This is a genomic window from Pseudomonas sp. Pseusp15 (genome assembly GCF_059492165.1).
In genome coordinates this window covers 5,049,130-5,074,869 of sequence record NZ_CP168523.1, presented here as the reverse complement: position 1 = coordinate 5,074,869, position 25,740 = coordinate 5,049,130, and the positions used below count along the sequence as shown (strand labels likewise).

General features: G+C 60.4%; 24 protein-coding genes. 11 read left to right on the top strand and 13 right to left on the bottom strand.

Annotated elements, in window-relative coordinates; all coding sequences use genetic code 11:
* Positions 1-29: 29 nt before the first annotated feature.
* The 3 genes from ACEN8R_RS22910 to ACEN8R_RS22900 all read left to right on the top strand — a co-directional run bounded on the left by ACEN8R_RS22910 (position 30) and on the right by ACEN8R_RS22900 (position 3,302).
* Positions 30-437 carry an RNA-binding S4 domain-containing protein gene (locus tag ACEN8R_RS22910; RefSeq protein WP_018929316.1) on the top strand — a complete coding sequence of 136 codons (408 nt, stop codon included), beginning with the start codon at positions 30-32 and terminating at the stop codon, positions 435-437.
* A gap of 241 nt (positions 438-678) precedes the next feature.
* Positions 679-1,581: an Hsp33 family molecular chaperone HslO gene (gene hslO, locus ACEN8R_RS22905; RefSeq protein WP_018929315.1), complete on the top strand. Its 903-nt coding sequence runs from the start codon at positions 679-681 to the stop codon at positions 1,579-1,581.
* A 179-nt stretch (positions 1,582-1,760) separates the two neighbouring features.
* Complete coding sequence (locus ACEN8R_RS22900) at positions 1,761-3,302, top strand: phosphoenolpyruvate carboxykinase (RefSeq protein WP_018929314.1); 1,542 nt, start codon at positions 1,761-1,763, stop codon at positions 3,300-3,302.
* Positions 3,303-3,440: 138 nt separating this feature from the next.
* Here ACEN8R_RS22900 and ACEN8R_RS22895 read toward each other — a convergent pair whose 3' ends face one another.
* The 4 genes from ACEN8R_RS22895 to ACEN8R_RS22880 form a co-directional block, all read right to left on the bottom strand.
* Positions 3,441-3,803 (bottom strand): DUF1493 family protein, encoded by a 363-nt coding sequence (locus ACEN8R_RS22895; RefSeq protein ID WP_018929313.1) that lies wholly within the window; start codon positions 3,801-3,803, stop codon positions 3,441-3,443.
* A 160-nt stretch (positions 3,804-3,963) separates the two neighbouring features.
* Positions 3,964-4,263: a hypothetical protein gene (locus ACEN8R_RS22890; protein ID WP_018929312.1), complete on the bottom strand. Its 300-nt coding sequence runs from the start codon at positions 4,261-4,263 to the stop codon at positions 3,964-3,966.
* A 334-nt stretch (positions 4,264-4,597) separates the two neighbouring features.
* Positions 4,598-4,741, bottom strand: coding sequence for an antitoxin PaaA2 family protein (locus tag ACEN8R_RS22885; protein ID WP_167331197.1), 144 nt, complete (start codon positions 4,739-4,741; stop codon positions 4,598-4,600).
* A gap of 66 nt (positions 4,742-4,807) precedes the next feature.
* Positions 4,808-5,101 carry a hypothetical protein gene (locus ACEN8R_RS22880; RefSeq protein ID WP_018929310.1) on the bottom strand — a complete coding sequence of 98 codons (294 nt, stop codon included), beginning with the start codon at positions 5,099-5,101 and terminating at the stop codon, positions 4,808-4,810.
* A gap of 310 nt (positions 5,102-5,411) precedes the next feature.
* Between ACEN8R_RS22880 and ACEN8R_RS22875 the strand changes: the two genes are divergently transcribed.
* The 4 genes from ACEN8R_RS22875 to ACEN8R_RS22860 all read left to right on the top strand — a co-directional run bounded on the left by ACEN8R_RS22875 (position 5,412) and on the right by ACEN8R_RS22860 (position 10,125).
* Positions 5,412-5,915, top strand: a complete 504-nt coding sequence (locus ACEN8R_RS22875) for a hypothetical protein (RefSeq protein WP_018929309.1) — start codon at positions 5,412-5,414, stop codon at positions 5,913-5,915.
* A 420-nt stretch (positions 5,916-6,335) separates the two neighbouring features.
* A complete protein-coding gene (locus ACEN8R_RS22870; protein ID WP_018929307.1) occupies positions 6,336-8,264 on the top strand; it encodes a RecQ family ATP-dependent DNA helicase in 1,929 nt (642 codons plus the stop codon).
* Between the two features lie 128 nt (positions 8,265-8,392).
* Complete coding sequence (locus ACEN8R_RS22865; protein ID WP_018929306.1) at positions 8,393-9,619, top strand: 3-hydroxyacyl-CoA dehydrogenase; 1,227 nt, start codon at positions 8,393-8,395, stop codon at positions 9,617-9,619.
* 74 nt (positions 9,620-9,693) lie between these two features.
* Positions 9,694-10,125 (top strand): acyl-CoA thioesterase, encoded by a 432-nt coding sequence (locus ACEN8R_RS22860; RefSeq protein ID WP_018929305.1) that lies wholly within the window; start codon positions 9,694-9,696, stop codon positions 10,123-10,125.
* Positions 10,126-10,193: 68 nt separating this feature from the next.
* On the opposite strand, the gene ACEN8R_RS22855 is transcribed toward ACEN8R_RS22860, so the two are convergent.
* The 4 genes from ACEN8R_RS22855 to ACEN8R_RS22840 all read right to left on the bottom strand — a co-directional run bounded on the left by ACEN8R_RS22855 (position 10,194) and on the right by ACEN8R_RS22840 (position 15,104).
* Entirely contained in the window at positions 10,194-10,688 is a 495-nt protein-coding gene (locus tag ACEN8R_RS22855; protein ID WP_018929304.1) for a glycine zipper domain-containing protein, read from the bottom strand.
* A 249-nt stretch (positions 10,689-10,937) separates the two neighbouring features.
* Positions 10,938-13,286, bottom strand: a complete 2,349-nt coding sequence (locus tag ACEN8R_RS22850) for an FdhF/YdeP family oxidoreductase (RefSeq protein ID WP_018929303.1) — start codon at positions 13,284-13,286, stop codon at positions 10,938-10,940.
* Complete coding sequence (fdhD, locus tag ACEN8R_RS22845) at positions 13,283-14,122, bottom strand: formate dehydrogenase accessory sulfurtransferase FdhD (protein ID WP_018929302.1); 840 nt, start codon at positions 14,120-14,122, stop codon at positions 13,283-13,285. Before fdhD ends, ACEN8R_RS22850 begins: the two co-directional genes overlap by 4 nt.
* A gap of 94 nt (positions 14,123-14,216) precedes the next feature.
* Positions 14,217-15,104, bottom strand: a complete 888-nt coding sequence (locus ACEN8R_RS22840; protein ID WP_018929301.1) for a LysR family transcriptional regulator — start codon at positions 15,102-15,104, stop codon at positions 14,217-14,219.
* Positions 15,105-15,241: 137 nt separating this feature from the next.
* Between ACEN8R_RS22840 and lysM the strand changes: the two genes are divergently transcribed.
* A complete protein-coding gene (lysM, locus tag ACEN8R_RS22835; RefSeq protein ID WP_018929300.1) occupies positions 15,242-15,682 on the top strand; it encodes a peptidoglycan-binding protein LysM in 441 nt (146 codons plus the stop codon).
* Between the two features lie 167 nt (positions 15,683-15,849).
* Here lysM and yrfG read toward each other — a convergent pair whose 3' ends face one another.
* The gene (gene yrfG, locus ACEN8R_RS22830) at positions 15,850-16,512 is read right to left on the bottom strand and encodes a GMP/IMP nucleotidase (RefSeq protein WP_495624372.1); all 663 of its coding nucleotides are present in this window, start codon (positions 16,510-16,512) and stop codon (positions 15,850-15,852) included.
* A gap of 90 nt (positions 16,513-16,602) precedes the next feature.
* Between yrfG and nudE the strand changes: the two genes are divergently transcribed.
* The gene (gene nudE, locus ACEN8R_RS22825; protein ID WP_018929298.1) at positions 16,603-17,169 is read left to right on the top strand and encodes an ADP compounds hydrolase NudE; all 567 of its coding nucleotides are present in this window, start codon (positions 16,603-16,605) and stop codon (positions 17,167-17,169) included.
* Complete coding sequence (gene cysQ / locus ACEN8R_RS22820; RefSeq protein WP_477759507.1) at positions 17,166-17,999, top strand: 3'(2'),5'-bisphosphate nucleotidase CysQ; 834 nt, start codon at positions 17,166-17,168, stop codon at positions 17,997-17,999. The genes nudE and cysQ overlap by 4 nt, the downstream gene beginning before the upstream one ends.
* A gap of 109 nt (positions 18,000-18,108) precedes the next feature.
* Here cysQ and ACEN8R_RS22815 read toward each other — a convergent pair whose 3' ends face one another.
* The 4 genes from ACEN8R_RS22815 to rfbC form a co-directional block, all read right to left on the bottom strand.
* Positions 18,109-18,564 carry a thioesterase domain-containing protein gene (locus ACEN8R_RS22815; RefSeq protein ID WP_018929296.1) on the bottom strand — a complete coding sequence of 152 codons (456 nt, stop codon included), beginning with the start codon at positions 18,562-18,564 and terminating at the stop codon, positions 18,109-18,111.
* A 40-nt stretch (positions 18,565-18,604) separates the two neighbouring features.
* Entirely contained in the window at positions 18,605-19,999 is a 1,395-nt protein-coding gene (locus ACEN8R_RS22810) for a sigma-54-dependent transcriptional regulator (protein ID WP_064615860.1), read from the bottom strand.
* Positions 19,996-21,804 carry a sensor histidine kinase gene (locus ACEN8R_RS22805; protein ID WP_018929294.1) on the bottom strand — a complete coding sequence of 603 codons (1,809 nt, stop codon included), beginning with the start codon at positions 21,802-21,804 and terminating at the stop codon, positions 19,996-19,998. The genes ACEN8R_RS22810 and ACEN8R_RS22805 overlap by 4 nt, the downstream gene beginning before the upstream one ends.
* Before the next feature lie 162 nt (positions 21,805-21,966).
* Positions 21,967-22,512, bottom strand: coding sequence for a dTDP-4-dehydrorhamnose 3,5-epimerase (gene rfbC, locus ACEN8R_RS22800; protein WP_018929293.1), 546 nt, complete (start codon positions 22,510-22,512; stop codon positions 21,967-21,969).
* A gap of 180 nt (positions 22,513-22,692) precedes the next feature.
* Between rfbC and ACEN8R_RS22795 the strand changes: the two genes are divergently transcribed.
* Positions 22,693-25,605, top strand: a complete 2,913-nt coding sequence (locus ACEN8R_RS22795; RefSeq protein ID WP_018929292.1) for an aminotransferase — start codon at positions 22,693-22,695, stop codon at positions 25,603-25,605.
* Positions 25,606-25,740 lie beyond the last annotated feature (135 nt).

The following is a 25,740-nucleotide window of genomic DNA, read 5'->3' as shown; positions in this document are numbered from 1 at the left end:
TCATCGATATTTCAGAATGAGGACATCCAATGGCACAAAAAAGCGAAGAGGACGACAAGGTCCGTCTCGATAAATGGTTGTGGGCTGCGCGTTTTTATAAAACACGTGCCTTGGCCAAGGCCGCGATTGAAAGCGGCAAGGTGCATTGCCGGGGCGAGCGCTGCAAGCCAGGCAAGGAGCCGAGGATCGGCGACGAGTTTCAGATTCGCACCGGCTTCGAGGAACGCACGGTGGTGGTCCAGGCGTTGTCGATCGTGCGTCGTGGCGCGCCGGAAGCCCAGGCTCTGTATGCCGAAACCGAAGCCAGCATTGCCAAGCGCGAAGCGGCGGCGGCCATGCGCAAGGCCGGGGCGTTGGGCGTGAGCACCGACGGTAAACCGAGCAAGAAACAGCGCCGGGATTTGTTCAAGTTTCGCGGCAGCAGCAACGACGAGTAGTGACGGCCGTCGGGCGCAGACTTGTAATCGCCTGCCTGTGCAGCCATATGGGGGATATTCGCCAACGGCGCATTTCGCAGGTGAAAGCACCGCTCGTCGAAAACCGAGGTTTGACCTTGCTTGGAACAACCCCGAATTGTTCATAAAATGCCGCTATGGCTAAGCTCACCCCCAAAAGTGCTGCTACGGCGTGTTTCATTTTTTGTAACCTTTTTTGTCACCACTTCAGATACCCAGACCTATGACCGATCTACCGGATACCGACTACACCCAACGCTTCATCTTCGATGACAGCGACACCCGCGGCGAACTGGTGGCATTGGAGCGTAGCTATGCCGAAGTCCTCGCCAAACACACCTATCCGGAGCCGGTCGCGCAATTGCTGGGCGAGCTGATGGCGGCTGCAGCGTTGCTGGTAGGCACCTTGAAGTTCGATGGCTTGCTGATTCTTCAGGCCCGTTCCGAAGGCCCGGTGCCGATGCTGATGATCGAGTGCTCCAGCGAGCGCGAAATTCGCGGCCTGGCCCGCTACGACGCCGAGCAGATCGCGCCCGATGCGACGCTCGCCGACCTGATGCCCAATGGCGTGTTGGCGCTGACTGTCGACCCGACTCAAGGCCAGCGCTATCAGGGTATCGTCGATCTCGACGGTGAAACCCTGTCCGATTGCTTCACCAACTATTTCGTCATGTCGCAGCAGGTTGGCACCCGCTTCAAGCTGTACGCCGACGGCCGTCGTGCCCGTGGCCTGCTGTTGCAGCAATTGCCTGCCGACCGTCTGAAAGATGAAGAAGATCGCGCCGCCAGTTGGCAGCACATCACCGCCCTGGCCAGCACCCTGACCGCCGACGAATTGCTGAGCCTGGACAACGAAACCGTGCTCCATCGCCTGTACCACGAAGAACAAGTGCGTCTGTTCGATGTGCAGAAACTGCGCTTCCATTGCAGTTGCTCCCGGGAACGCTCGGGCAATGCGCTGGTCAGTCTGGGACTGGAAGATGCGCAGCAGCTGGTCGTCGAGCATGGCGGCAGCATCGAGGTCGATTGCCAGTTTTGCAACGAGCGCTACCTGTTCGACGCGGCCGATATCACCCAATTATTCGCCGGAGCAGGGGTTGATACGCCGTCAGATACCCGTCACTAAAACGCTTCAGCGCAGGTAAATTCACTGCTTTGCGCCGGAATAACGCCGTTCTGACGGGAGGGCCCTACACTTTTTGGGCTTTTCTGGCATAATCCGGCCCACTTTTTTCGCGGTAGTAGTGCACGACTTTCTACTACAAAACGTTTGGAGCACTCGGCCACTGGCCGACGGGGAACCTCATGACGCAAGCCAATAACGCCGTGTACACCGATCTGAGTGTTGATGATCTGGTTAAACAAGCCCTGAATCGCGGTGAAGGCGAGCTTGCCGATACCGGCGCGCTGGTTGTTCGCACCGGTCACCGTACCGGCCGTTCGCCAGTCGATCGTTTCATCGTTGAAGAGCCGACTACTCAGGACGCCATTGCCTGGGGCCCGATCAACCGCAAGTTCCCGGCCGACAAGTTCGATGCCCTGTGGGCTCGCGTCGAGGCGTTCAACAACGCGCAAGAGCATTTCGTTTCCCACGTGCACGTAGGTTCGGCTGAAGAGCACTACCTGGCCGTGAAAATGACTACCCAGACTGCCTGGCAGAACCTGTTCGGTCGTTGCCTGTTCATCAACCCGGCCCAGTACAACCCGGCCGGTCGTGAAGAGTGGCAAGTTCTGAACGTTGCCAACTTCGAGTGCGTGCCAGAGCGTGACGGCACCAACTCCGACGGCTGCGTGATCATCAACTTCGCGCAGAAAAAAGTGCTGCTCGCCGGCATGCGCTACGCCGGTGAAATGAAGAAAGCCATGTTCTCGGTGCAGAACTTCCTGCTGCCGGCCGCCGACGTACTGCCGATGCACTGCGCCGCCAACATCGGCGAAGCGGGCGACGTGACCCTGTTCTTCGGTCTGTCCGGCACCGGCAAGACCACCTTGTCCGCCGACGAAAGCCGTTACCTGATCGGTGACGACGAACACGGCTGGGGCGAAGGCGTGGTGTTCAACATCGAAGGCGGTTGCTATGCCAAGTGCATCGACCTGTCCGAGAAGAACGAGCCGGTCATCTGGAAAGCCATCAAACACGGCGCAGTCCTGGAAAACGTTGTTATCGACGACGCCAAGCACGCCGACTACACCGATGTCAGCCTGACCCAGAACAGCCGCGCCGCCTACCCGCTGGAGCACGTAGCCAAGCGTTCCGAGAAGAACCTCGGTGGCGAGCCAAACGCGGTGATCTTCCTGACCTGCGACCTGACCGGCGTGCTGCCGCCAGTGTCGATCCTCAATGAAGAACAAGCGGCCTACCACTTCCTGTCCGGCTACACCGCTCTGGTAGGCTCGACCGAAATGGGTTCCGGCAGCGGCATCAAGTCGACCTTCTCCACCTGCTTCGGCGCACCGTTCTTCCCGCGTCCGGCTGGCGAATACGCAGAACTGCTGATCAAGCGCATCCGCGGCTTCGGCTCCAAGGTTTACCTGGTCAACACCGGCTGGACCGGCGGCGGCTACGGCGTCGGCAAACGCTTCAACATCCCGACCACCCGCGGCGTGATCGCAGCGATCCAGAGCGGCGCGTTGATCGGTGCCGAGACTGAGCACCTGGACACCATCAACCTTGACGTGCCATTGGCTGTGCCGGGCGTTGAGACTGGCCTGCTGAACCCACGTAACACCTGGGCTGACAAGGCTGCTTACGATGAAGCTGCTAAAGCACTGGCCGGGTTGTTTGTCGAGAACTTCAAGAAGTTCGACGTGAGCGACGCGATCAAGGCTGCTGGGCCGAAGTTGTAAGAGTTGGTCTGATGCAATGAGAAAGCCGCCCTTTGGGGCGGCTTTTTTGTGAGCGCTGATTCAGTTCCCTTGAGGCAAAACTGGCAATATTCCCGCAGTAAACACGCTAAACAGCCAGAATAATTCCACTTCTGTTGATCAGATCCCCTCGACCCCTTCCACTTCCTGCGTATCCCACCGTTGTTTCTTGACTGCTTTATAGAGCATGCCAATGGTCAGCGGCACTTTGTCGCCACGACCCTTCGCTCGGCGCTTGAGAAACACATCAAACCCTTCAGGCTGAAAGTACCGATACGCGTCGTAGTCGACGAAGTCGATGGCGAACTGTTCTTCCAGCGCTTCCATCAGATGCCGCGCATCTGCGCCGTCACAGCCCAGGTCGAAGTTGATCGAGGTGGTGAGGCTGATGGTTTTGCGTTCGGGCAGGCCGAGTTCTTCGTGCAGCAACTGCATGAGCAGGTGCATGGCGTGGTCGTCGGGGAAGTTGGGGGCGAGGATCATTACGGGGCATCCGGTTGGGCTTTGGAGGATCTTATTGGGCGTCGGATTCGTGGGGAAGGGCGCAAGCCCGATGGCAGCGGTTAAAACGTAAAGGATGTCTCCGGTTACTACCCAGGCAAGCCAGCTCCCACAGGGGCGCGGCTTGCCTGTTAGCGCGTGGTCAGGCTGGCGCTTTCCAGCCCAACATGCGTTGTTGGGCGACTTTCAGTAGGTCGCAGCCATCCTGGGTCAGCAAGAAGAGCGCGTGAGTGATGTGGGGGATGTCTTCGACATCAGCGTGTTTGAAGCAAACGCAGTGCAGGGTTTTGAGGAGATCACTGGAGGCTCGGATGCGCTGGAGGGCGGCTTCGAGGATGTCTTGCGGGTTGGCCTCTGTGTCGATGATCAGGGGCGGGGTGTCGGTGAGATTGGATTGGAGTGGAAGGTAACGATCGTTGGTGAGCGGATTCCATGTCTTCATTGGTTTTAGCCTCAAATGCATCAGGAAGAACCGCCGCCACCGTGACCAAGCGATGGGAGGCGGACTGTGTTCGGGTTGGTCAACCGATGAGGCTCACATCCCGGCACGCCCGAGGGCGTCCCAAACACAGCCACCATATAGCGTGCAGGCACTTGAAGTGCCGGCAGCATACAACGGACGCGTAGATATGAGCCATTCGGGTGACCAAGCCCGAGCCGCTGATTTGGCAGCGACAGTCACGACTATAGGTTTGAGCCACCGGGCAGCGATAGGCGACAAGGTGTCTTCGGTTGTAGGACCGGGACGAAGCGTTGATAGGGCGTTGCCTACGGACTTATCTCTTTTGCAGTTTGTCTCGTTTGATTGCCATCAGGCGTTTGGCTTCTCCATCTGGAATGCTGGGGCGAGGGTCGTTGAGGCTGGCTTGTACTTGTGCTCTGAACCATGCGTCGCAGGCCGCTTTGTCTGTGTTTTTCATCAGACACACCGCGTTATCGTTCTTCGCGGGCAAGCCTCGCTCCTACAGGGGATCGTGGTCAGGGTCTCAAACCGCTGTGGTTTTCGGCAGGCGTTGCCGGGCGATTTCGAGTAGTTCGTTGCCATCCTGGGTCAGCAGGTACAACGCGTTGACGATATTGGGTATGTCTTTCGCGTCGGCCTGTTTGAAGCACAGGCAATAGAGTGTTTCGAGCAGGTCGCCAGCGGCGCGGATGCGTTGTCGGGCGGCATCGAGGATTTCGTGGGGATCGGCCTCGGTGTCGATGACCAACACGGGGGTATTGCTGTAGCTGGTTTTGAGCGGGCGATAGCGGTCTGTTAACGAGTGGCGCGTGTTCATCGAAGTCAGTCCTGTGGGAAGTCGGGCAGTCTCGCCGGCGGGCCGACACAGTGTTTTCAGCCGCGTCGAAAACTATAGAGGGCCACAGCGAGGCGTCGCAAGGTGGTGCAAGTGGACAGGTTTTGTAGGGGGTTTACCGGTGTTATCGCCCTTTGCCTACGCATCCCTCGACTATTTTTTAAGCTTTTCCCTTGGTGGTCGATATTCCTACGGGATTGTCAGGCTTAACGCATCCAGCCTCTGGAGGGTGCGCGCCAGAATGTGTAGGACGTTTCGAAGCGTCTGAGTCAACTCTTAAAGGGAATTAGGTATGCAGTGGCTACGTGTGGCCTCGATTTTATTATTGTGGGCCGCTGTTTCTCGGATAGCGGGTGCTGCTGACGTCGGTCATTCGCTCGTGCTGGCCAACATGGAGCGAACCGGTTGGCCGGGTGCGCTGACCACCCAAGCGGACATCGACACCGCATCTCGCGCCGAGGTGTTAATGGTGGGCAAGGCATTGCTAGCCAGCGAAGCGCTGGATGAGCAGGGGCTGAAACAGCGACTGGGCGTGCGGGCTGTGAAGCTCAAGTCGGTCAGGCAAGTGCGTGACGGGTTGTGGGATCGGTTGCTGATAACCTATCGCAGTGCCAGTCAGAACTGCGAGGACCAACTCTTCTGTCCTCGTGTGCGCAGGGTCGCCGATTTGCGTCAGCTGGCGGCGGCGTTTACGGGGGAAATAAGCCCGGCTTATGCGGCGTGGGCGAGCAAGAGCCGGGTATTTCATGAACAGGCGCTGGATGAGCAGTTGCGGGTGGCGGTATTGGTGCCGTAGCTACCCGAGGTCAGTCGATCGACGACTAAGTCTGTGAGGCACTGTCCAGCGTTGTGGGCGCAGCGTAGAGGGGGTCGTCAGGGAGCTTCATGCACCCGTTCAGCAGCAGGGATGCAAAGAAAAGGGCGACTGGAAAAAACAGAGTGTCAGGCATGATTGTTCCTTTGTGAGGATCCGCGTGCAGGCGTCCTGCCTTGATGAAAACTTCGCGGATAATGGTTTTTCTCGGGGCGCACCTTACCGGCTGACAGGGGGCTGATGTCAGGGGGCAAAGTGCCTCGTTTGTTTCAATCTGTGGCGAAGGAATCGATGGGCCGACGCTGTATCATCCCGTATCGTTTTTGCCCCCGACCTTTTCTCGACTCGCTGCGTTCGCCGGCTAGGCTTTGGGCTTCGCAGCGGTCAACGGAGTGACAGCTTATGCACAACACCCTGGAACAGGTTTTCGGTTATCCACAGTTTCGGCCCGGCCAGGAGGCGGCGGTCAGCGCGGTGTTGGCCGGGCGCTCGGCGGCGGCGATTTTCCCTACCGGATCGGGCAAATCCCTGTGCTATCAGTTACCGGCCATCCTGCTGCCGCACCTGACGCTGGTGGTCTCGCCTCTGCTGGCGTTGATGCAGGATCAGTTGGCGTTCTTGCAGCGCCACGGCATTGCGGCAGGCAGTATCGATTCGGCCCAGAGTCGCGATGACGCCAGCGATGTGATGGCCCGGGCCAAGTCCGGCGAATTGAAGATTCTGATGATTTCCGTGGAGCGCCTGAAGAACGAGCGCTTTCGCCATTTTCTACAGCAGGTGCCGATCTCGCTGTTGGTGGTGGACGAGGCCCACTGCATCTCCGAGTGGGGTCACAACTTCCGCCCCGACTACCTCAAGCTGCCGGACTATCAGCGCCAGTTCAACATCCCTCAAGCGCTGTTGCTGACGGCCACCGCGACACCCAAGGTGATCGCCGACATGGAGGCCAGGTTCGCCATTGCGCCTGAGGATGTGGTGACCACCGGTTTCTACCGGCCCAATCTCAATCTGTTGGTGGAACCGGTGCGTGGCCAGGACAAGCGCCGCCGCCTGGTCGAGTGGATGAGCCAGCGTCCCGGCCAGCCCAGCATTGTCTACGTCACTCTGCAAAAAACCGCTGAGCACATCGCCGAACACCTGGGGCGCAACGGTATACAGGCAGAGGCCTATCACGCCGGTTTACCCCACGAGCAGCGGGAAGCGATTCAGCGCCGGTTCATGGGCGGGCAGTCCAATTGCATCGTCGCCACCATTGCCTTCGGCATGGGCATCGACAAAAGCGATATCCGCAACGTGGTGCATTTCGACCTGCCCAAATCCATCGAAAACTACAGCCAGGAAATCGGCCGCGCCGGGCGTGACGGGCAGCCGTCCGATTGCCTGGTGCTGGCCAACCGCGACAGCCTCAACGTGCTGGAGAATTTCGTCTACGGCGACACACCGGAGCGGGACGGCATTCGTTGTGTGCTCGACGAGTTGCAAGCCGCAGCGCCCGAGGGGCAGTGGGAGTTTCTGCTGGGGCCTTTGGCCGATCAGAGCAACATCCGCCAGTTGCCGCTCAAGACCTTGCTGGTACAGCTGGAGTTGCGCGGGCTGATCGCTCCACGCTATGCCTATTACGCCGAATACCGCTTCAAGTATTTGCAGGAGCCGGAAGCGTTGCTGGCCCGTTTCGAGGGTGAGCGCAGGGACTTCGTCTCGGCGATCATCCAGACTTCCAGTCGCGCACGGACCTGGGCCACGGTGAATTTCGACGCACTGTATCAGCAGCATTCCGCCGAGCGCAGTCGAGTGGTCAAGGCGCTGGATTACTTCCAGGAAAAGGGCTGGGTGGAGCTTGAAAGCAAGCAGATGACGGAGGTCTATAGCCTGCTGCAAGCCGACTTCGATTCCCAGGCCTTGAGCGCCGAATTGCACACCTACTTCACCCAGCACGAACGCACCGAGATTTCGCGGATTCACGCCATGCTGGATCTGTTCGCCACCGACCACTGCCTGGGATATCGCCTGGCCGAGTACTTCGGCGATGAAAACGCGCCACGGCGATGCGGGCATTGTTCGGTGTGTCACGGCCACGTAGCGCGGTTACCCGAACCACCGGAATTGCCGGCGCTTGTGGATAAAAATTTCGAGGCGCTGTGCGGTGATTTTATCCACAGGCACCAGCAGCACACGGGAAGTGCTCCATCGGCGGAGCGCGTGACGCGGTTTCTGTGCGGGATCAGCGTGCCGTTGTTTACCAAGCTCAAGGCGCGGTCGATTCCGGGGTTTGCGGCGCTGGAGGAGTATCCGTATGGCGAGGTCCGGACGTGGGCTGAGGCGAACCTCTAATCTGTAGGGATTGTCTGGGGCGCATCCATCAGCTGAATGTCACCCATCACGGGAATAAACTTCAAAAACACGCATCGGCTGACTATGGTGAGGACTGTCTTTGGATCGCCAATAAGAGAACAACAACCATGAGCCAGACATCGTTCGATATTCAGCGCGCCGCCGTGATTGGCGCGGGCACCATGGGCCGTGGCATTGTTATGTGCCTGGCCAACGCCGGGGTGCCGGTGCAGTGGGTCGATAACAATCCGCAGATGCTTGAGCAGGCGCTGACCAGCGTGGCTGACACTTACGCCCACAGCGTGCGTCAGGGGCGGATCGATCAGACCGAGGCGGATGCGCGCATTGCACGGGTAACGGCGGCTGCCGATTACGCAGCGATCCGCGATGTTGATCTGGTGATCGAAGCGGTCTACGAAAACCTCGAGCTGAAGCAGAAAATCTTCCGCGAACTCGACGGCCTGCTCAAACCTGAAGCGATTCTGGCCAGCAATACCTCGGCGCTGGATATCGACGCCATCGCCGCCGCCACTCGCCGCCCGCAGCAGGTCCTGGGCCTGCACTTCTTCAGCCCGGCGCACATCATGAAATTGCTAGAGATCGTACGCGGCGCCCAGACCGCTCCGGCGGTGCTTGATGCAGCCCTGGCACTGGGCCAGCGCATGGGCAAGGTCAGCGTGGTCTCGGGCAACTGTCACGGTTTCATCGGCAACCGCATGCTGCATCCGTACGTGCTCGAAGCGCGCAAGATGCTGCTGGAGGGGGCGTTGCCTTATCAGGTGGATGCGGCGCTGCAAGGTTTTGGTTTCGCCATGGGGCCGTTCCGCATGTATGACGTGGTCGGCATTGACCTGGAGTGGCGCGCGCGGGAGCTGGCTGGCAAGGGCCAGGATGCGCCGGAGGTTCAGGTGGACAATCGTTTGTGCGAGCTCGGGCGTTTCGGTCAGAAGAGCGGCGACGGGTATTACCATTACGAGCCGGGCAGTCGTCAGGCTGAGCATGATGTGGAAGTCGATGCGCTGGTGCTGGAAATCAGCGAAGGGTTGGGGTTCCAGCGGCGTGAGATAGGGCCAGAGGAGATTCTTGAGCGCAGCTTGCTGGCACTGGTCAATGAAGGGGCGAAGATCCTTCAGGAAGGCATTGCGGCGTCGGCGCACGACATCGATCTGGTGTACCTCAACGGTTATGGTTTCCCGGCGGACAAGGGCGGGCCGATGGCCTGGGCGGATCAGCAAGGGCTGGACGATATTCATCTGCGGTTGTTGCAGCTTGAGACCAAACAGGGGGATCACTGGGCCCCGGCACGGTTGATTGGGGAGTTGGCGGCGCAGGGCAGAGGGTTTACCGACATGTGATTTAGGTAGTGCCTGTGACAGCGCCTTCGCAGTTTCACCTTAAACTGGCCATCCAACTCCAGGAACCGACGCTGATGTCCAACCCGATGCCCCATCGCACCGACTACCCCCATTTCCAGCCCATCACCACCCGCTGGCATGACAATGACGCCTACGGTCATGTCAATAACGTCACCTACTACAGTTTTTTCGATACGGCGGTGAACACCTACCTGATCGAAGTCGGCGGCCTGGATATCCATGACGGTGAGGTGGTGGGTTTTGTGGTGAGTTCGGCCTGCGATTACTTCGCGTCTATCGCCTTCCCGGATCGGATCGAGATTGGCCTGCGGGTCGGCAAGTTGGGCAGCAGTTCGGTGCAGTACGAGCTGGCGGTGTTCAAGGCTGGAGAAGATGAGGCCTGCGCGGCAGGGCGCTTCGTGCATGTATTCGTCGATCGGCTGTCGAATCAGCCGGTGGCGATTCCTGCCGGGTTGCGCGGGGCGTTGGAGCGACTGGCGATCTGAGGGCAAAAAAAATCGCAGCCCGAGGGCTGCGATTTTTGGATCTAACGGTCGACGAGGCGATTCAAGCCTCAGTCGTCATCGTGATAGCGATGGTGATGCTTGCGATGCCCATACGCATGGCCGCGACCCGGGTGACCACGGTAGTAGCGACGATCATCATCGTCATAACCACGACGATAGGAACGACGATCATCGTCGTCATTGCTGCTGTTGCCCATATGGTTACCCAGCGCGCCACCGAGGCCGCCGCCTGCTGCGGAGCCGATCAGGCTACCGGTGGTGCCGCCCATGCTGCGGCCGACCACGTTACCGCCAGCTGCGCCCAACGCACCGCCAATGGCGGCTTCGCCACGGCTGCGTCTGTCTGCGCCAACTGCGCTACCACCCGCGCCGCCCAGGGCCGCGCCAATGGTTGAACCTGTACTGCCGCCTAGTGATTGACCGACGACCGAGCCAAGAACCCCGCCCAATGCGCCGCCCACACCTGCTTCGGTGGTGCCGCCAGCAGACGCGAAGCCACTGACCAGGCCAAGGGACAACAAGAGAATCGAGGAGAACTTCATAGAGGAACCTCAAGGGGATGACGGCGCGATCCTGAGGCTGTGTCATGGTTGTGACAATAGAAATCCGACGAATAACACGACTTGAGCACATTTCTATAAGTTGCTGTTTTTTGGGCGGAACTTAAGTGTTTTTCGCCGGTCTTTAGCTACTTCTCAAAGGCCGTTTTCATATGAAAACGGCCTTTTTTGTGGGCGATTGGAAAGTACGGATCGGAAAAATTTGTTGAGTGGGCTACCGCCATCGCTGCGTCAAGCTGACTTGGCCATGATCAACCCGGTTTCACTCGCCGCCTCCAGCCGGATCGCCACAAACTTCGACGTCGGCGTATGGCTGCCATCGCCAGTGCTTTCCAACGGCACCAGCGGGTTCACTTCCGGATAGTACGCAGCCGCTTGCCCGGCAGGAATATCAAACGCCAGCAGGGTAAAACCCTTGACCCGCCGCTCACGGCCATCATCCCAGATCGATACGATGTCAGCCTTTTGCCCCGGTTTGAAGCCCAGGCGAATGATGTCGGCTTCATTGACGAACAACACATCCCGCTGACCTTTCACCCCGCGATAACGATCATCAAGACCATAAATGGTGGTGTTGTACTGATCGTGGGAGCGCATCGACTGCATGATCAGGTCCGGCAGTACGCCGGTGGCGCGGGTGCGTTCGTGCACCAGGTGTTTGGGCAGGATGTTCGGACGGAAATTGGCCCGACCCGATGGGGTATTCCAGCGACGTGCGCCGGCACTGCTGCCCAGGTAGAAACCGCCAGGGTTCTGGACTTTCTCGTTGAAGTCCCGAAAGCCCGGGATGGTGTCGGCGATCAGGTCGCGGATGCGGCTGTAATCAGCCACCAGCCAGTTCCAGTCCACCGGTTTGCTGCCCAGGGTCGCGGCGGCGATACCAGCGATGATTGCAGGCTCCGAGCGCATCAGGTTCGACAACGGTTGCAACTGACCGTTGGAGGCGTGGACCATGCTGAAGGAGTCTTCCACGGTCACCGCTTGGGCGCCTTCGGTCTGGATATCGATATCGGTGCGGCCCAGGCACGGCAGGATCAGCGCGTCTTTACCGTGGATCAAATGGCTGCGGTTGAGCTTGGTGCTGATCTGCACGGTCAGGTCGCAGTTGCTCAGGGCCTGGAAGGTCCGTGGGCTGTCCGGGGTGGCTTGGGCGAAGTTGCCGCCCAGGCCGATGAAAACTTTCGAACGGCCTTCGGCCATGGCGTGAATCGCCTCGACCACGTTGTGGCCGTTTTCGCGCGGGACCTTGAACTGGAAGCGCCGCTCCAGAGAGTCGAGGAACGCCGCAGGCGGGCGTTCGTTGATGCCCATTGTCCGGTCGCCCTGCACGTTACTGTGGCCGCGCACCGGACACAGACCGGCCCCCGGCCGGCCGATGTTGCCGCGCAGCAGCATCAGGTTGGCGATTTCCTGGATAGTCGCCACCGAATGGCGATGCTGGGTGATGCCCATCGCCCAGCACATGATCACGTTCTTGCCTTTGGCGTACATGCGCGCCGCTTGCTCGATTTCCACCAGGGGCAGGCCGGATTGCTCGACGATCTGCTCCCACGGGGTGTCGTCGACGATGCCGAGGTATTCCAGAACATTGACGCTGTGTTCATTGAGGAAGTCGTGGTCGAACACCGCAGGCTCACCCGCCTTCTGCGCATCGCGCTCCCATTGCAGCAGGAACTTGGCCATGCCGCGCATGATCGCCATGTCGCCGCCCAATGCCGGACGGAAGTACGCGGTGTTGGTCGGTTTGTCGCCATTGGTGAGCATTTCGATCGGGTGTTGCGGGTGCTGGAAGCGTTCCAGGCCGCGCTCTTTCAGTGGGTTGATGCACACCACCTGCGCACCGCGTTTCACCGCTTCGCGCAGTGGCTCGAGCATCCGCGGGTGGTTGGTGCCAGGGTTTTGGCCCCAGACAAAAATTGCATCTGCATGTTCGAAATCGTCGAAGGTCACGGTGCCTTTGCCGACTCCGACGCTTTGGGCCAATGCCACACCGCTGGCTTCGTGGCACATGTTCGAGCAGTCGGGGAAATTGTTGGTGCCATAGGCGCGCACGAACAATTGATAGAGGAACGCCGCTTCGTTGCTGGCACGGCCCGAGGTGTAAAACTCGGCCTGATTCGGGCTCGACAGCCCTTGCAGGTGTTTGCCGATCAGGGCGAAGGCGGCTTCCCAACTGATCGGTTTGTAACGATCGGTTTCGGCGTCATAGCTCAGCGGCTCGGTCAGACGGCCCTGGTACTCGAGCCAATAATCACTTTGTTCCAGCAACGAGCTAACGCTGTGCTTGGCGAAAAACGCGCCATCGACACGCCGTTTGGTCGCTTCCCAGTTCACTGCTTTGGCGCCGTTCTCGCAGAACGCCACCATGCCGGCTTCCTTAGAATCGCCCCAGGCGCAACCGGGGCAGTCGAACCCGCCGTTCTTGTTGGTCTTGAGCATCATGCGCAGATTTTTCAACGCGTTGTCGCTGGTCAACCAGGCACGGGCAACGCTGGCCAGCGCGCCCCAGCCACCGGCCGGTCCTTTATAAGGCTTGTAACGTGGAACGGGTTTCTGGTCGGCTTGTTGGTGTTGGCTCACGCTTGTTTCTCCGTCGCGGGGCTGTAGACCCGCGGCGCACTTTTTTGCGGCAGGTGGATGAGATTGAGGTTGTGTCGACGGGCCCATTGCACGGCCAGGCCCGTGGGCGACGACAGGCTGACCAGGGTCTGGATGCCGGCGCGTAAAACTTTCTGGATCAATTCGAGGCTGCAACGGCTGGTGACAATCGCCAGACCATCGGTGGTCGGAATCTTCTGGCGGATCAACCCACCGATCAGCTTATCGAGGGCGTTGTGCCGACCGATGTCTTCACGGCCCAGCAGCAATTCGCCTTTGCCGTTCATGAACACCGCCGCATGCACCGCGCCGCAATGCTGGCCCAAAGGCTGGAATTCGCCGATGCGATGGCGCAGGCCGTCCAGCCATTCGGCCGGGGGCAGCGGGGCGCCGGGCAGCACCTTGAGATCGGGCAGCGCTTGCTCCACCGCTTCAACGCCACAGAGCCCGCAACCGCTGGTGCCGGCCAGTTGCCGGCGCTGCTGCTTGAGGTTCCAGAAGGCGCGGTTGGCGATGGTCACTTGCGCGTATTGCGCCGAACCCGAGCCGCTGAGTTGCAGGTCATAGATGTCTGAAGCGTCGTCGATGATGCCGCTGCCGAGGCTGAAGCCGACGATGAAGTCTTCAAGGTCCGTCGGCGTCACCAACATGACGGCCTGGCTGATGCCGTTGTAGGCGATCGCCAACGCGACTTCCTCAGCCAGCGCGGTGCTGGATGATTCGGAGTATTCGAGGTTGCAGTAACTGTATGTCTGGCTTGCGGCGGGCGCGGGCGTTTCGAGAGCGGGCGCCGCGCAGCCGGGGCGCTTGGCGTTCATTAGGCATCACCGACGGTTTGGTCAGCTTTAAGCCTAGGCGCGTCAACATGTCGCGTCTAATCGCTATTACTGATCTACCGATAGATGGCGTCGATCAAGAGTCTGTCAGTGATTTCTGATAGATCGCAAAACAGGCTTCTGCCAAGGCCGAGCGCGGAGCGCTGCGACGCATGATCAGCCCCAGCCGGGCGAGGGTCTGGGCGCTTTCGATGGGTTGCAGGCGCAAGTGATCGGTGAGGTTTTCGAGGCCGCTGTTCAGCGGCATCACCGCGCAGCACAGGCCACCGTGTACCGCTTGTAACAATTGGTGGACTGCATCGGTTTGCAGCAACGGTTGTGGGGTCAGGCCACGGCTGTGGAAGTTATGGTCGATGGACTGGCGAAAGTGCATGCCGCTGGTGAGCATGCCCATGGGCAGTTCGATCAGCGACTCCCAGCTCAGCGGCGCCTCGCCGAAACTGAAGAAGCGTTGATCGTAGAGCAGGCCCATGCGGGTTTCGCTGAACGCCAGGGAGTCGAAGCGCTCGCCGTCCAGATGCTCCAGGTACGATACGCCGAGGTCGAGACGGTTATTCGCCAGTTGTTCAAGGATCTGTTCGGAACTCAGGGCCGAGAGTTCGAACCGCAGGTTCGGGTGTGCGGCGTGCAGGCGTTGCATCAGCGGCACCGGGTCGAAACTCGACAGCGGCACCACCCCCAGACGCAACGTACCCACGAGGTTGCCGCGACAGGCCGCCGCTTCGGCCTGCAAACCGTCGTAGGCCGCCAGCACCGTACGCGCCCATGCCAGCACGCGCTCACCCGGCGCCGTGAAACCTTCGAAGCGTTGGCCGCGATTGACCAGCGGCAGCTCGAGTTCTTCCTCAAGGCTGCGCAGGCGCATGGACAAGGTCGGCTGAGTGATGTGACAGCGCGCGGCGGCCTGGCCGAAGTGTCGGGTTTCGTCGAGAGCGATGAGGAATTTCAGCTGCTTGATGTCCATCTTCGCTCCAGGGCGCCGGCAAGGTTTGCGATTCTACCGCCTGCGCGGGGTTGGGTCATTGGTCGGCTGGGAGTCGGTCTTCAAACGACTGGTCTAGTCTTGGGCGTCTGGAACCCAAATCCCAAGGAGCGTGCACCATGAGTATTTTTAGCTTTGTGAAAGAAGCAGGTGAAAAACTTATTGATCTGCTGACACCCGGCAATGCCAACGCCAGCGAGCAGCTGAAGGCACACATCAGCAAGGTCGGCTTGGGTAACCCGAATGTTCAGGCGACCATCGATGGCGACAAAGTCACCGTCACCGGTGAAGTGGCAAGCCAGGAAGAGAAGGAGAAAATTCTGTTGGCCGTGGGCAATATTGCCGGTGTCGGTAGTGTCGATGACCAGATCACCGTAACGGGGCCGGTTGCCAAGGCAGCGCAGTTCGTCACCGTTAAAAAGGGCGACACCCTCAGCGCGATTTCCAAGGCGGCATACGGCGACGCGAACAAGTACAACAAAATCTTTGAAGCCAACAAACCAATGCTTTCGCACCCGGACAAGATCTATCCGGGGCAGGTGTTGCGGATTCCTGAATAACACAGAACCTGTGGCGAGGGAGCTTGTCGGATCGCCGCACCGTCCCGCTCGGCTGCGCAGCAGTCGCAATCTGGCCAATGCACCTTTCTGAAGGAACTCAGCCAGATTGGGAGCGCTTCGCACTCCAGCGGGAGCAAGCTCCCTCGCCACAACGACCGCGTCAGACTCTAAAGCCCTGCGATGAGCTCCCGATAATCCCCCACCGCCGCAAACTCTGCGGTGTCCTTCGGCCCTTTGCGGCTGTCCGGCTCGCTCACGGCCAGCAGGTGCGCCACCCCGAAATTGCGTGCGCTGCGCAGGATCGGCAGGGTGTCGTCGATGAACAGGCAGCGTGCCGGGTCGAAGCCGATATCGGCCTGCAAGGCATCCCAGAACTGCGGGTCTTCTTTGGCGAAACCGTAATCGTGAGAGCTGATCAAACGCTCGAAATACGGCGCCAGTTCAATTCTTTCCAGTTTCAATGACAACGAGTCGCGGTGGGCGTTGGTGATCAGTACCACGCGCTTGCCGGTCTGTTTGATCGCGGCCAGAAAAGTGTCCGCATCCGGACGCAAGGCGATCAGGTGCGCGGTTTCCAGTTTCAGTTCGCGCACCGACAACTTCAGTTCGGCGCTCCAGAAGTCCAGGCAATACCACTGCAACTGACCGGCATGGCGCTCGAACAGTGGCTGCAATTCCAGCTCCGCCATGGCCAGGCTCACCCCGTGCAACTCGGCATAACGCTTTGGCAGGTGTTCCAGCCAGAAATGGTTGTCGTAGTGCAGGTCCAGCAGCGTGCCGTCCATATCCAGCAGAACGGTATCGATGTCGCGCCAGGGCAGCAGGGGCATAAAAAACTTCTCCAGCGGTAAAAAAGATATCCGAGATAAACAATCAGGATAGGCCGGGTATAGTAACGCGTTCACGCCAAGGAGCTTCTCATGCGCCAGAAACCCACCATACTCGCCCGCGAGATCGTCGCCACCAGCCGATTATTCTGTGTCGAAGAGCTGAAATTGCGCTTTTCCAATGGCGTGGAACGCACTTACGAGCGATTGGTCGGTAAAGGCGCTGGTTATGGTGCGGTGATGATCGTGGCGATGCTCGACGCGGACCACGCCGTGTTGGTGGAGGAATACTGCGGTGGCACCGATGCCTACGAATTGTCCCTGCCCAAAGGCTTGATCGAGCCGGGCGAAGACGTGTTGGCGGCGGCCGAGCGGGAGCTCAAGGAAGAGGCCGGGTATGGCGCGCGGCAACTGGAGCACCTGACCGAGTTGTCGTTGTCACCCGGCTACATGAGCCAGAAGATCCAAGTGGTGCTGGCCACCGATTTGTACGAAGAACGCCTGGAGGGTGACGAGCCCGAGCCGATGGGGATGGACAAGATCAACCTGCGGGAATTGTCGGCGTTGGCGCAGAACCCGCGATTCACCGAGGGCCGTGCCTTGGCGGCGCTGTATCTGGCCCGTGATCTGTTGACTCAGCGTGGGGTGTTCCTGCCATGAAGTTGAATTTTCCCCATCCGTTGATGGCACCGGTGGTAGAACTGGCATTGAAGGCTGGCGAGGCGATCCTGCCGTTCTGGCGCGTCAACGTTGCCGTGACGGCAAAGTCCGATGATTCCCCGGTCACAGCTGCCGACATGGCCGCTCACCATGTGATTCTGGCCGGGTTGACGGCGCTGGACCCGACTATTCCGGTGCTGTCCGAAGAGGACGCCGGTATCCCCCAGAGTGTGCGTGCCGGCTGGCAGCGTTGGTGGTTGGTCGACCCTCTGGACGGCACTAAGGAGTTCATCTCCGGCAGCGAAGAGTTCACTGTGAACATTGCGCTGATCGAGCAAGGGCGTGTGGTGTTTGGCGTGGTGTCGATGCCGACCAGCGGGCGTTTTTATGTTGGCGGTGACAGGTTGGGAGCCTGGCGTGGCGATAAAGGCGCCGAGCCAATGCCGATCCAGGTTCGCGAGGTGCCGGCGGCGGGTGAAGCCTTCACGGTGGTCGCCAGTCGTCGGCATTCAAGCCCTGAGCAGGAGCGCTTACTGGCGGGGTTGAGTGACAGTCTGGGCGAGCTGCAACTGGCGAATATCGGCAGCTCACTGAAGTTTTGCCTGCTGGCGGAAGGGGCGGCGGATTGTTATCCGCGATTGGCGCCGACTTCGCAGTGGGACACGGCCGCGGCTCAAGGTGTGCTGGAAGGCGCCGGCGGTGAGGTGCTGGATTTGAGCGGTGCGCCGTTCTGTTATCCGGCGCGGGAATCGTTGCTGAATGAGTTCTTCCTGGCGCTGCCGGCTAAAGCGGCTTGGCGGGAGAAACTATTGGCGCTCGCTCGGGCGTAAAGATCAAGAGATCGCAGCCTCGTTTCACTCGACAGCTCCTACAGGGGGCGCGCTTCTCTGTAGGAGCTGTCGAGTGCAACGAGGCTGCGATCTTTTAAGATCGTTTGCTTTACCGGTGAAGGACGTATTGCCCGGTAAACCTCACCGCATCCTCATCACTCCCGGCATTCACGATCCGCGAATGCAGCGTCAACCGCGCCCGCCCATAGCGTCGATACATCGCCAGGAACTTCCTCCACACTGCCGGGTTCGGTGCCTGACAGATCGCCGTCGCGTCCATGGTGACCGGCAGCGGGTAGTTGATCTGCCCTTCCTGAATCACGATGTGCCCGTCTTCGATACCTTCTTCACGTAAACGCAAATGCAGCCAGCCCCAGCCGGCCAGCACCGCGCCGCAATACAGGCTGCCACCGAACATGGTGCTCTTGTGATTGACGTTGGGCTCCAGCGGCAGATGCAGGCGCAGTTGTTGGTCATGCCAGTCGAGCACTTTGAGGCCCATGTCCCGCGTGAGGGGGATGTCGCGATAGAGGATCGATTCCAGGTGACGACTGTCGCGGTTCATTCGCGGGCCTTTTGTTTGATAGGGATGATTTTACGGTAGCTCAATCGAGGTCGTCGGTATGGCTGCTGGTGCCGCCATCGGCGAAGTTCAGGCCATGCTTGCGCAGCTTGTCGTGCAGGGTTTTGCGCGGAATGCCGAGCGCTTCGGCGAGGCTGCGCACGGAGCTGTGCGAGCGCGCCAGTTCGGCGGCAATCAGGCTCTTCTCGAAGTTCTCGACTTGCTCGCTCAAGCCGCCGCTGACCACTTCAACCGTGGTGCCGACACCGCCATCCGGTGCGCTGCTGTCCAGTGCCAGCTCCAGGCCCAGGGCAAAGCGCTCGGCGGCGTTCTGCAGTTCCCGCACGTTACCTGGCCAGCTGTGACGCAGCAGCAGCGCCCGTTGCCCCGGTTGCAGTTCGTGGGGCGGCAAGCCGTGGCGGGCGCTGGCTTCGTCAGCGAAATGCTGGAACAGCACCAGCGCATCTTCGCCCCGTTCGCGCAGCGGCGGAATGCGCAACGGCGCAACGTTCAGGCGGTAATACAAGTCGGCACGGAAGCGCCCCTGATCGGCGGATTGCCGCAGGTCTTCCTTGGTCGCGGCGATGATGCGGATGTCCAGCGGGATCAACTGATTGCCGCCCAGGCGTTCGACGACCCGCTCTTGCAGCAAGCGCAGCAATTTCACCTGCACGTCCAGGCTCATGCTTTCGATTTCATCGAGGAACAACGTGCCGCCGTTGGCGAATTCGAACTTGCCGATGCGGCGCTTTTGCGCGCCGGTAAACGCGCCGGGTTCGTGACCGAACAGCTCGCTTTCCACCACCGACTCGGCCAGGGCCCCGGCGTTGATTGCCACGAACGGGCCGTTACGCCGACTCGACAAGTCGTGCAGCGCGCGGGCCACCACTTCTTTGCCTGCACCGGTTTCACCGAGAATCAGCACGTCAGCCTTGGTCGCCGCCAGTGCCCCGATCTGCTCGCGCAGGCGCAGCATCGGCGCCGATTGCCCGACCAGTCGGGCGCTCAGTTCGTTGCGATCGCTCAGGGCCAGCCGCAGGCTGCGGTTGTCCAGTACCAGACGGCGCAGGGCCAGGGCGCGACGTACGCTGTCGAGCAGGGCGTCGCTGGCGAACGGTTTTTCCAGAAAGTCATAAGCCCCGGCGCGCATGGCTTGCACCGCCAGGGGGACATCGCCGTGGCCGGTGATCAGCAGCACGGGCAGCTCCGGATCCTGGGCGTGGAGTTCGGTCAGCAGTTCGAGGCCGTCCATGCCCGGCATGCGGATGTCACTGACCACCACGCCTGGCCAGTCGCGTTCCAGTTGCCCGGCCAGGCCCTTGGCTTCAGCAAGCGGCAGGATCTTCAGGCCGGCCAGGTCCAGGGTCTGGCTCAGGGCCTGGCGCAGGTGGGGATCGTCGTCGATCAACACGACCTGGATGCGGTTGTCGATGGTCATGCACTTCGGTCCTCGGACGGTTGCAGGCTCACACCCGGCGCGCCTGCGCGCAGCTTCAGGGTAATCAGGGCGCCGCCTTCCTTATGGTTGGAGAACGACAGTTCACCACCGAAGGCGCGCATCAGGGTGTCGCAGATCGCCAGCCCCAGCCCAAGTCCCTGAGTGCGGGTCTTGGTGGTGTAGAAGGGCTCGCCGGCACGACCCAGCGCTTCCAGGCAGAACCCGGGGCCGTTGTCGCGAATGTACAGAGTGACGCCGTCGGCGGTGGATTGGGCACTCAACCAGAGTTTACGCGGCGGGCCTTTTTCCGTCAGGGCATCGAGCGCATTGGCCAGCAGATTGCCGAGTACCTGGCGCAGACGGGTTTCTCCAGCCTCGACCCACAGGGTGGCGGCCGGCAGGTCGCGGATCAGCTCGACTTCCATGCTGCGCCGACGCTTGGCCAGTAACGCCAGTGCGTCGTCCAGCGCCGGTTGCAGGGCCACGCTTTCCGGGGCATGGCGATCACGTCGGGCGAAGGCGCGCAGGTGGGCGATGATCGACGCCATGCGCCCGGTCAGCTCGCTGATCAGCTTGAGGTTGCCGCGAGCATCCTCGGTGCGCTGATGATCGAGCAGCACTTCAGCGTTTTCCGCGTAGCTGCGGATGGCCGCCAGCGGTTGGTTGAGTTCATGGCTGATACTCGCCGACATTGTTCCCAGCGCCGAGAGCTTGCCGGCCTGTACCAGATCATCCTGAGCGCGTACCAGTTCTTGCTGGGCGTGTTCGCGCTCCAGCACTTCCTGTTTCAGTCGACGGTTGAGGCCCTCAAGGTCGCTGGTCCGTTCGGCGACCCGGCCTTCGAGTTCCTGGCGGGTCTTGGCTTCGAAGGCGATCCGCTCCAGGTAATGGCGTCGGCGTTGCATCATCAGGCCAAGCAGCAGCATCAATACCAGCAGCGTTGCGCCGCCGATGGCCACGACTGTGCGCACGGGGCGGTCGATCAGGGTGCGTGGAGCAAGGATACTGACACTCCAGCCGGTTTCTTCGATCTGCCGGGTTTGGGTCAGCCAGGCATTGGGGTCGAGACTCAACGGCTTTGGATCGCGGGTCGGATAGGGTTGAATCGCGGCGACGGCCTTGTTCTCCTCATCACTCAATGGACGGGTCGAGCGGAAACGCCATTCTGGCCGCGATGTGAGGATGACCACACCGTTGTGGTCGGTGACCAGCAGTTGTTCCGGGGTTTTGCCCCAGAGGCTTTCGGTGTGATCGAGGTCAACCTTGACCACCAACACGCCGATGATTTTTTCACGATCGTGTACCGCCGCAGCGAAGAAGTAACCGCGCTTGGCCGAGGTGGTGCCCAGGCCAAAGAAGCGCCCCAGGCGCCCGGCCATGGCTTCGCTGAAATATGGACGGAAAGAGAAATTGCGGCCGACGAAGCTGTCGTGTTTGTCCCAGTTGGAGGCCGCCAGTGTCTTGCCGGTGGTGTCCATCAGGTACATGACTTCGGCGCCGGTCTGGGCACTGATGTGTTTCAACAGACGATTGGCATTGCCTTGAATCACGCCCTCGTCGGGGGCGCCCAACGTCGCACGCAGGGCGGGCAGGTCGCCGAGAATCTGCGGCAGCACTTCATAGCGGTGCAGGGTACCCAACAGGTTGGCGACGTAGAGGTCGAGGGTCTGACGGTTCTGCCCGGCCAGCTCGCTGCGGTAATAACGCTCGGCCAGATGCTCCAGCGGCCACAGCAAGGGTGCCAGGCACAACGCAAGCAGTGCCAGGCTGCGCCAGCGGGGTCTGCGGGGGAGGGTCGGTGTCATGAGCATCAAGCGCCTGTGGGGACAGACGCATTATGCCTAGGGTCTGTTGACGTTTGGTAGCAACGCGGTTCGCTACCAAACCTCAACAGACCCTAGGCTTGCGGGCGCAGTCTGCGCACCCTGGATCAAGTGCATGCTGGCGCTGAAAATTCAGACGGCAATTCAGGAGAAGACTTCAGCGTCCTTGAAGAACGCGGCGGCCTGATCCTTGGCGGACAGCTGCGGTGCCTCGTCCAGCTGCCAGTCGATGCCCAAGTCCGGGTCGTCCCAGCGAATGCTGCGTTCAGCCGACGGGGTGTAGTAGTCGGTGGTTTTGTAGAGGAATTCAGCGAAATCGCTCAGCACCACGAAACCATGGGCAAAACCTTCTGGTACCCAGAGCTGGCGATGGTTGTCGGCGGACAGGCGCACCGCGACCCATTTGCCGAAATGCGGCGAGCTGCGGCGAATGTCCACGGCCACGTCCAGCACTTCACCGGCGGTGACGCGGACCAGTTTGCCCTGAGTGTTTTCCAGCTGGTAGTGCAAGCCGCGCAGTACGCCTTTTTGCGAGCGGGAATGGTTGTCCTGCACGAATCGGGTGTTCAGGCCGGTTGCTTCTTCGAAAGCCTTGGCGTTGAAGCTTTCATAGAAGAAGCCGCGCTCATCACCAAATACCTTGGGCTCGATGATCAGAACACCGGGCAGGTCGGTGATGACTACGTTCATGGTGTTTCTCCAGCAATAGGCGTTCATGGGCGACATTCTTACGCAAAGTGCCGGCAGCCGCGAGTGGGACGGTGAAGAGAGTTGCTCACGCATTGATTCGGGCCAATCAGGGAAGGGGGGTTGCGTATCGCACTCGGCAGTGGCGATATAAGCGCCTAATAAAATTTCAGGGGTCGTTGTATGCCGCTCGCCACGTTGATTCACCGCGCCAGTCTGCCCAGCCCGCAAGTGTCCGCGGCGCAAGCGCTTGAGTTGCTGGAAGAACATTACGGGCTGAGCGGACGGTTGCAGGCTCTTGGAAGCCAGCAGGATCTCAACTACCGCGTCGACAGCGAGCAGGGGCGTTTCGTCCTGAAAATCTGCCGTGGCGATTACTCGGTGCTGGAACTGCAAGCCCAGCACGCAGGGCTCAAGCACTTGGCCGAACATCCCGGCGTGCAGGTGCCACGAGTGATCCCGGCCAAAAATGGTACAGACCTGCTCTCCCTGGAGGTCGGCGGTCAAGCGGTGCATGTACGTCTGCTCGATTACATCGACGGCCAGTCCCTGACGCACCTCGACCATCTGAACCAGGCCGTGGTCGCCGGTTTCGGGCGGCTCTGCGGCGAGATGGACGTGGCGCTGGCCGGTTTCGACCATCCTGGCCTTGAGCGCACCCTCCAATGGGACGCCCGCCACGCCAACGCGTTGATCGCGCATTTGCTGCCGGTGATCAAGGATGATCAGCAACGCAAGCTGATTGCTGAAGCAGCCGAGCAGGCCGAGCGCCATTTGCAGCCCTTGGTGGACAAGTTGCCGGTGCAGGCGATTCACATGGACATCACCGACGACAACGTGGTCTGGCAGCGAGATGCGCAGCGCCAATGGCAGTTGCAGGGGGTCATCGATTTCGGCGACCTGGTCCGAACCTGGCGGATCACCGATCTGTCGGTGACCTGTGCCGCGCTGCTGCACCATGCCGATGGCGATCCGTTCTACATCTTGCCGGCGGTTCGGGCCTATCACGCGATCAATCCGCTGCAACATGAAGAACTGCTGGCGCTCTGGCCGCTGATCGTTGCGCGTTCGGCGGTGTTGGTGCTGAGTGGCGAACAGCAGGTCACCATTGATCCGGGCAATGAGTACAGTCGCGACAACCTGACCCATGAGTGGGAAATTTTCCGCGTGGCCACATCGGTGCCGCTGGCGTTGATGGAGGCGGCGATTCTTGCTGCGGTTGGTCAAGGCCTGCCGAGCATCGGCAGCGAAAGCTTTGCGCCCTTGTTGCCGAGTCTGGTGGGGCGTGAGTTTGCGTTGATCGATCTGGGCGTGCTCAGCCCGCATTTCGAAGCGGGTAACTGGGAGCAAGAGGGGATCGACCAGCGTCTGTTGAACGAAGCTGCTGCGGCTCATGGTCTGGCGGCCAGTCGTTATGGGCAATATCGTCTGTCTCGCACCCAACCGGACAGCGCCACTGAACCGGCCACTTGCCCTCTGCATGTCGAGTTGCGAGTGCCCCATGGCACGGCGGTCGAATCGCCGTTTGCCGGAACGGTTCACCAGCCGGCAGTGGGTGTGCTGCAACTGGATGGTCCACAACTGAGTTTACGGCTGTGGGGTGTGACACCGTCGTTGCACGCGGGCGCAGCATTGGTCAAAGGCCAGGTGCTGGGCTCTGTCAGCGGAGCGTTGATCGTACAGTTGTGCCGCAGTGCTCAGCTCGACGCACCGTTGTTTTGCACACCTTCGCGCGCTGCCGCCTGGCAAGCGTTGTGCCCGTCACCGGCGGCGTTGCTGGGGCTGGCCTGCGATGCAGAAGAAGAACTCGACCCGCAAACCTTGCTGGCCCGCCGCGACGCCAGTTTTGCCCGATCCCAGAAGCATTATTACGTCGACCCGCCGCGCATCGAGCGGGGCTGGCGCAATCACCTGATCGACATGCAGGGCCGCTCCTACCTCGACATGCTCAACAATGTCGCGGTATTGGGTCATGGTCATCCGCGCATGGCCGCCGTCGCCGGCCGTCAATGGTCGTTGCTCAACACCAACTCGCGTTTTCACTACGCAGCGATTGCCGAGTTTTCCGAGCGCTTGTTGAAGTTGGCACCGGACAACATGGATCGCGTGTTCCTGGTCAACAGCGGCACCGAGGCCAATGACCTGGCGATTCGCCTGGCCTGGGCCTACAGCGGCGGCCGCGACATGCTCAGTGTGCTGGAGGCGTATCACGGCTGGTCGGTGGCGGCGGATGCGGTCTCGACCTCGATTGCCGACAACCCCAAGGCCTTGAGCAGCCGTCCCGATTGGGTGCACCCGGTGACCGCACCGAACACCTATCGCGGCGAATTCCGTGGCCCGGACAGCGCGCCGGACTACGTGCGCAGCGTCGAACACAACCTGGCGAAAATCGCCGGGCAGAAACGCCAACTCGCCGGTTTCATCTGCGAGCCGGTGTATGGCAATGCCGGCGGCATCTCGCTACCGCCGGGCTATTTGAAGCAGGTCTATGCGCTGGTCCGTGCTCAGGGTGGGGTGTGCATCGCCGATGAGGTGCAGGTCGGTTACGGCCGCATGGGTAAATTTTTCTGGGGTTTCGAAGAGCAGGGCGTGGTGCCCGACATCATCACCATGGCCAAAGGCATGGGTAACGGCCAGCCGTTGGGTGCCGTCATTACCCGTCGGGAGATTGCCGAAGCGCTGGAGGCCGAGGGTTATTTCTTCTCGTCCGCTGGCGGCAGCCCGGTCAGTTGCCGGATCGGCATGGCGGTGCTGGATGTGATGGAAGAAGAAAAACTCTGGGAAAACGCCCAGGTCGTGGGCGGGTACTTCAAGGAACGTCTTGAAGCCCTGATCGACCGGCATCCGTTGGTGGGAGCGGTGCACGGTTCCGGCTTTTATCTGGGCGTGGAGTTGGTCCGCAATCGCGAAACCCTTGAACCGGCGACCGAAGAAACCACGGCGTTGTGCGATCGCCTTCGTGAGTTGGGGATTTTCATGCAGCCGACGGGTGATTACCTGAACATCCTCAAGATCAAACCGCCGATGGTCACGTCGCGGCAGAGTGTGGACTTCTTTGTGGACATGCTGTCGAAGGTGCTGGGCGAAGGTTTGTAGGCAGCTCGTAGAGGTTGCAAATGTCGATTGTTATCGGGAATTTTTGAGTTTATTTAGAGGTGGTGGATATTTATTGCTTTTAAAGCCGATTTTTATCGGCTATAAAGTCGCCACTGCCCACGGTGTGGACGAACC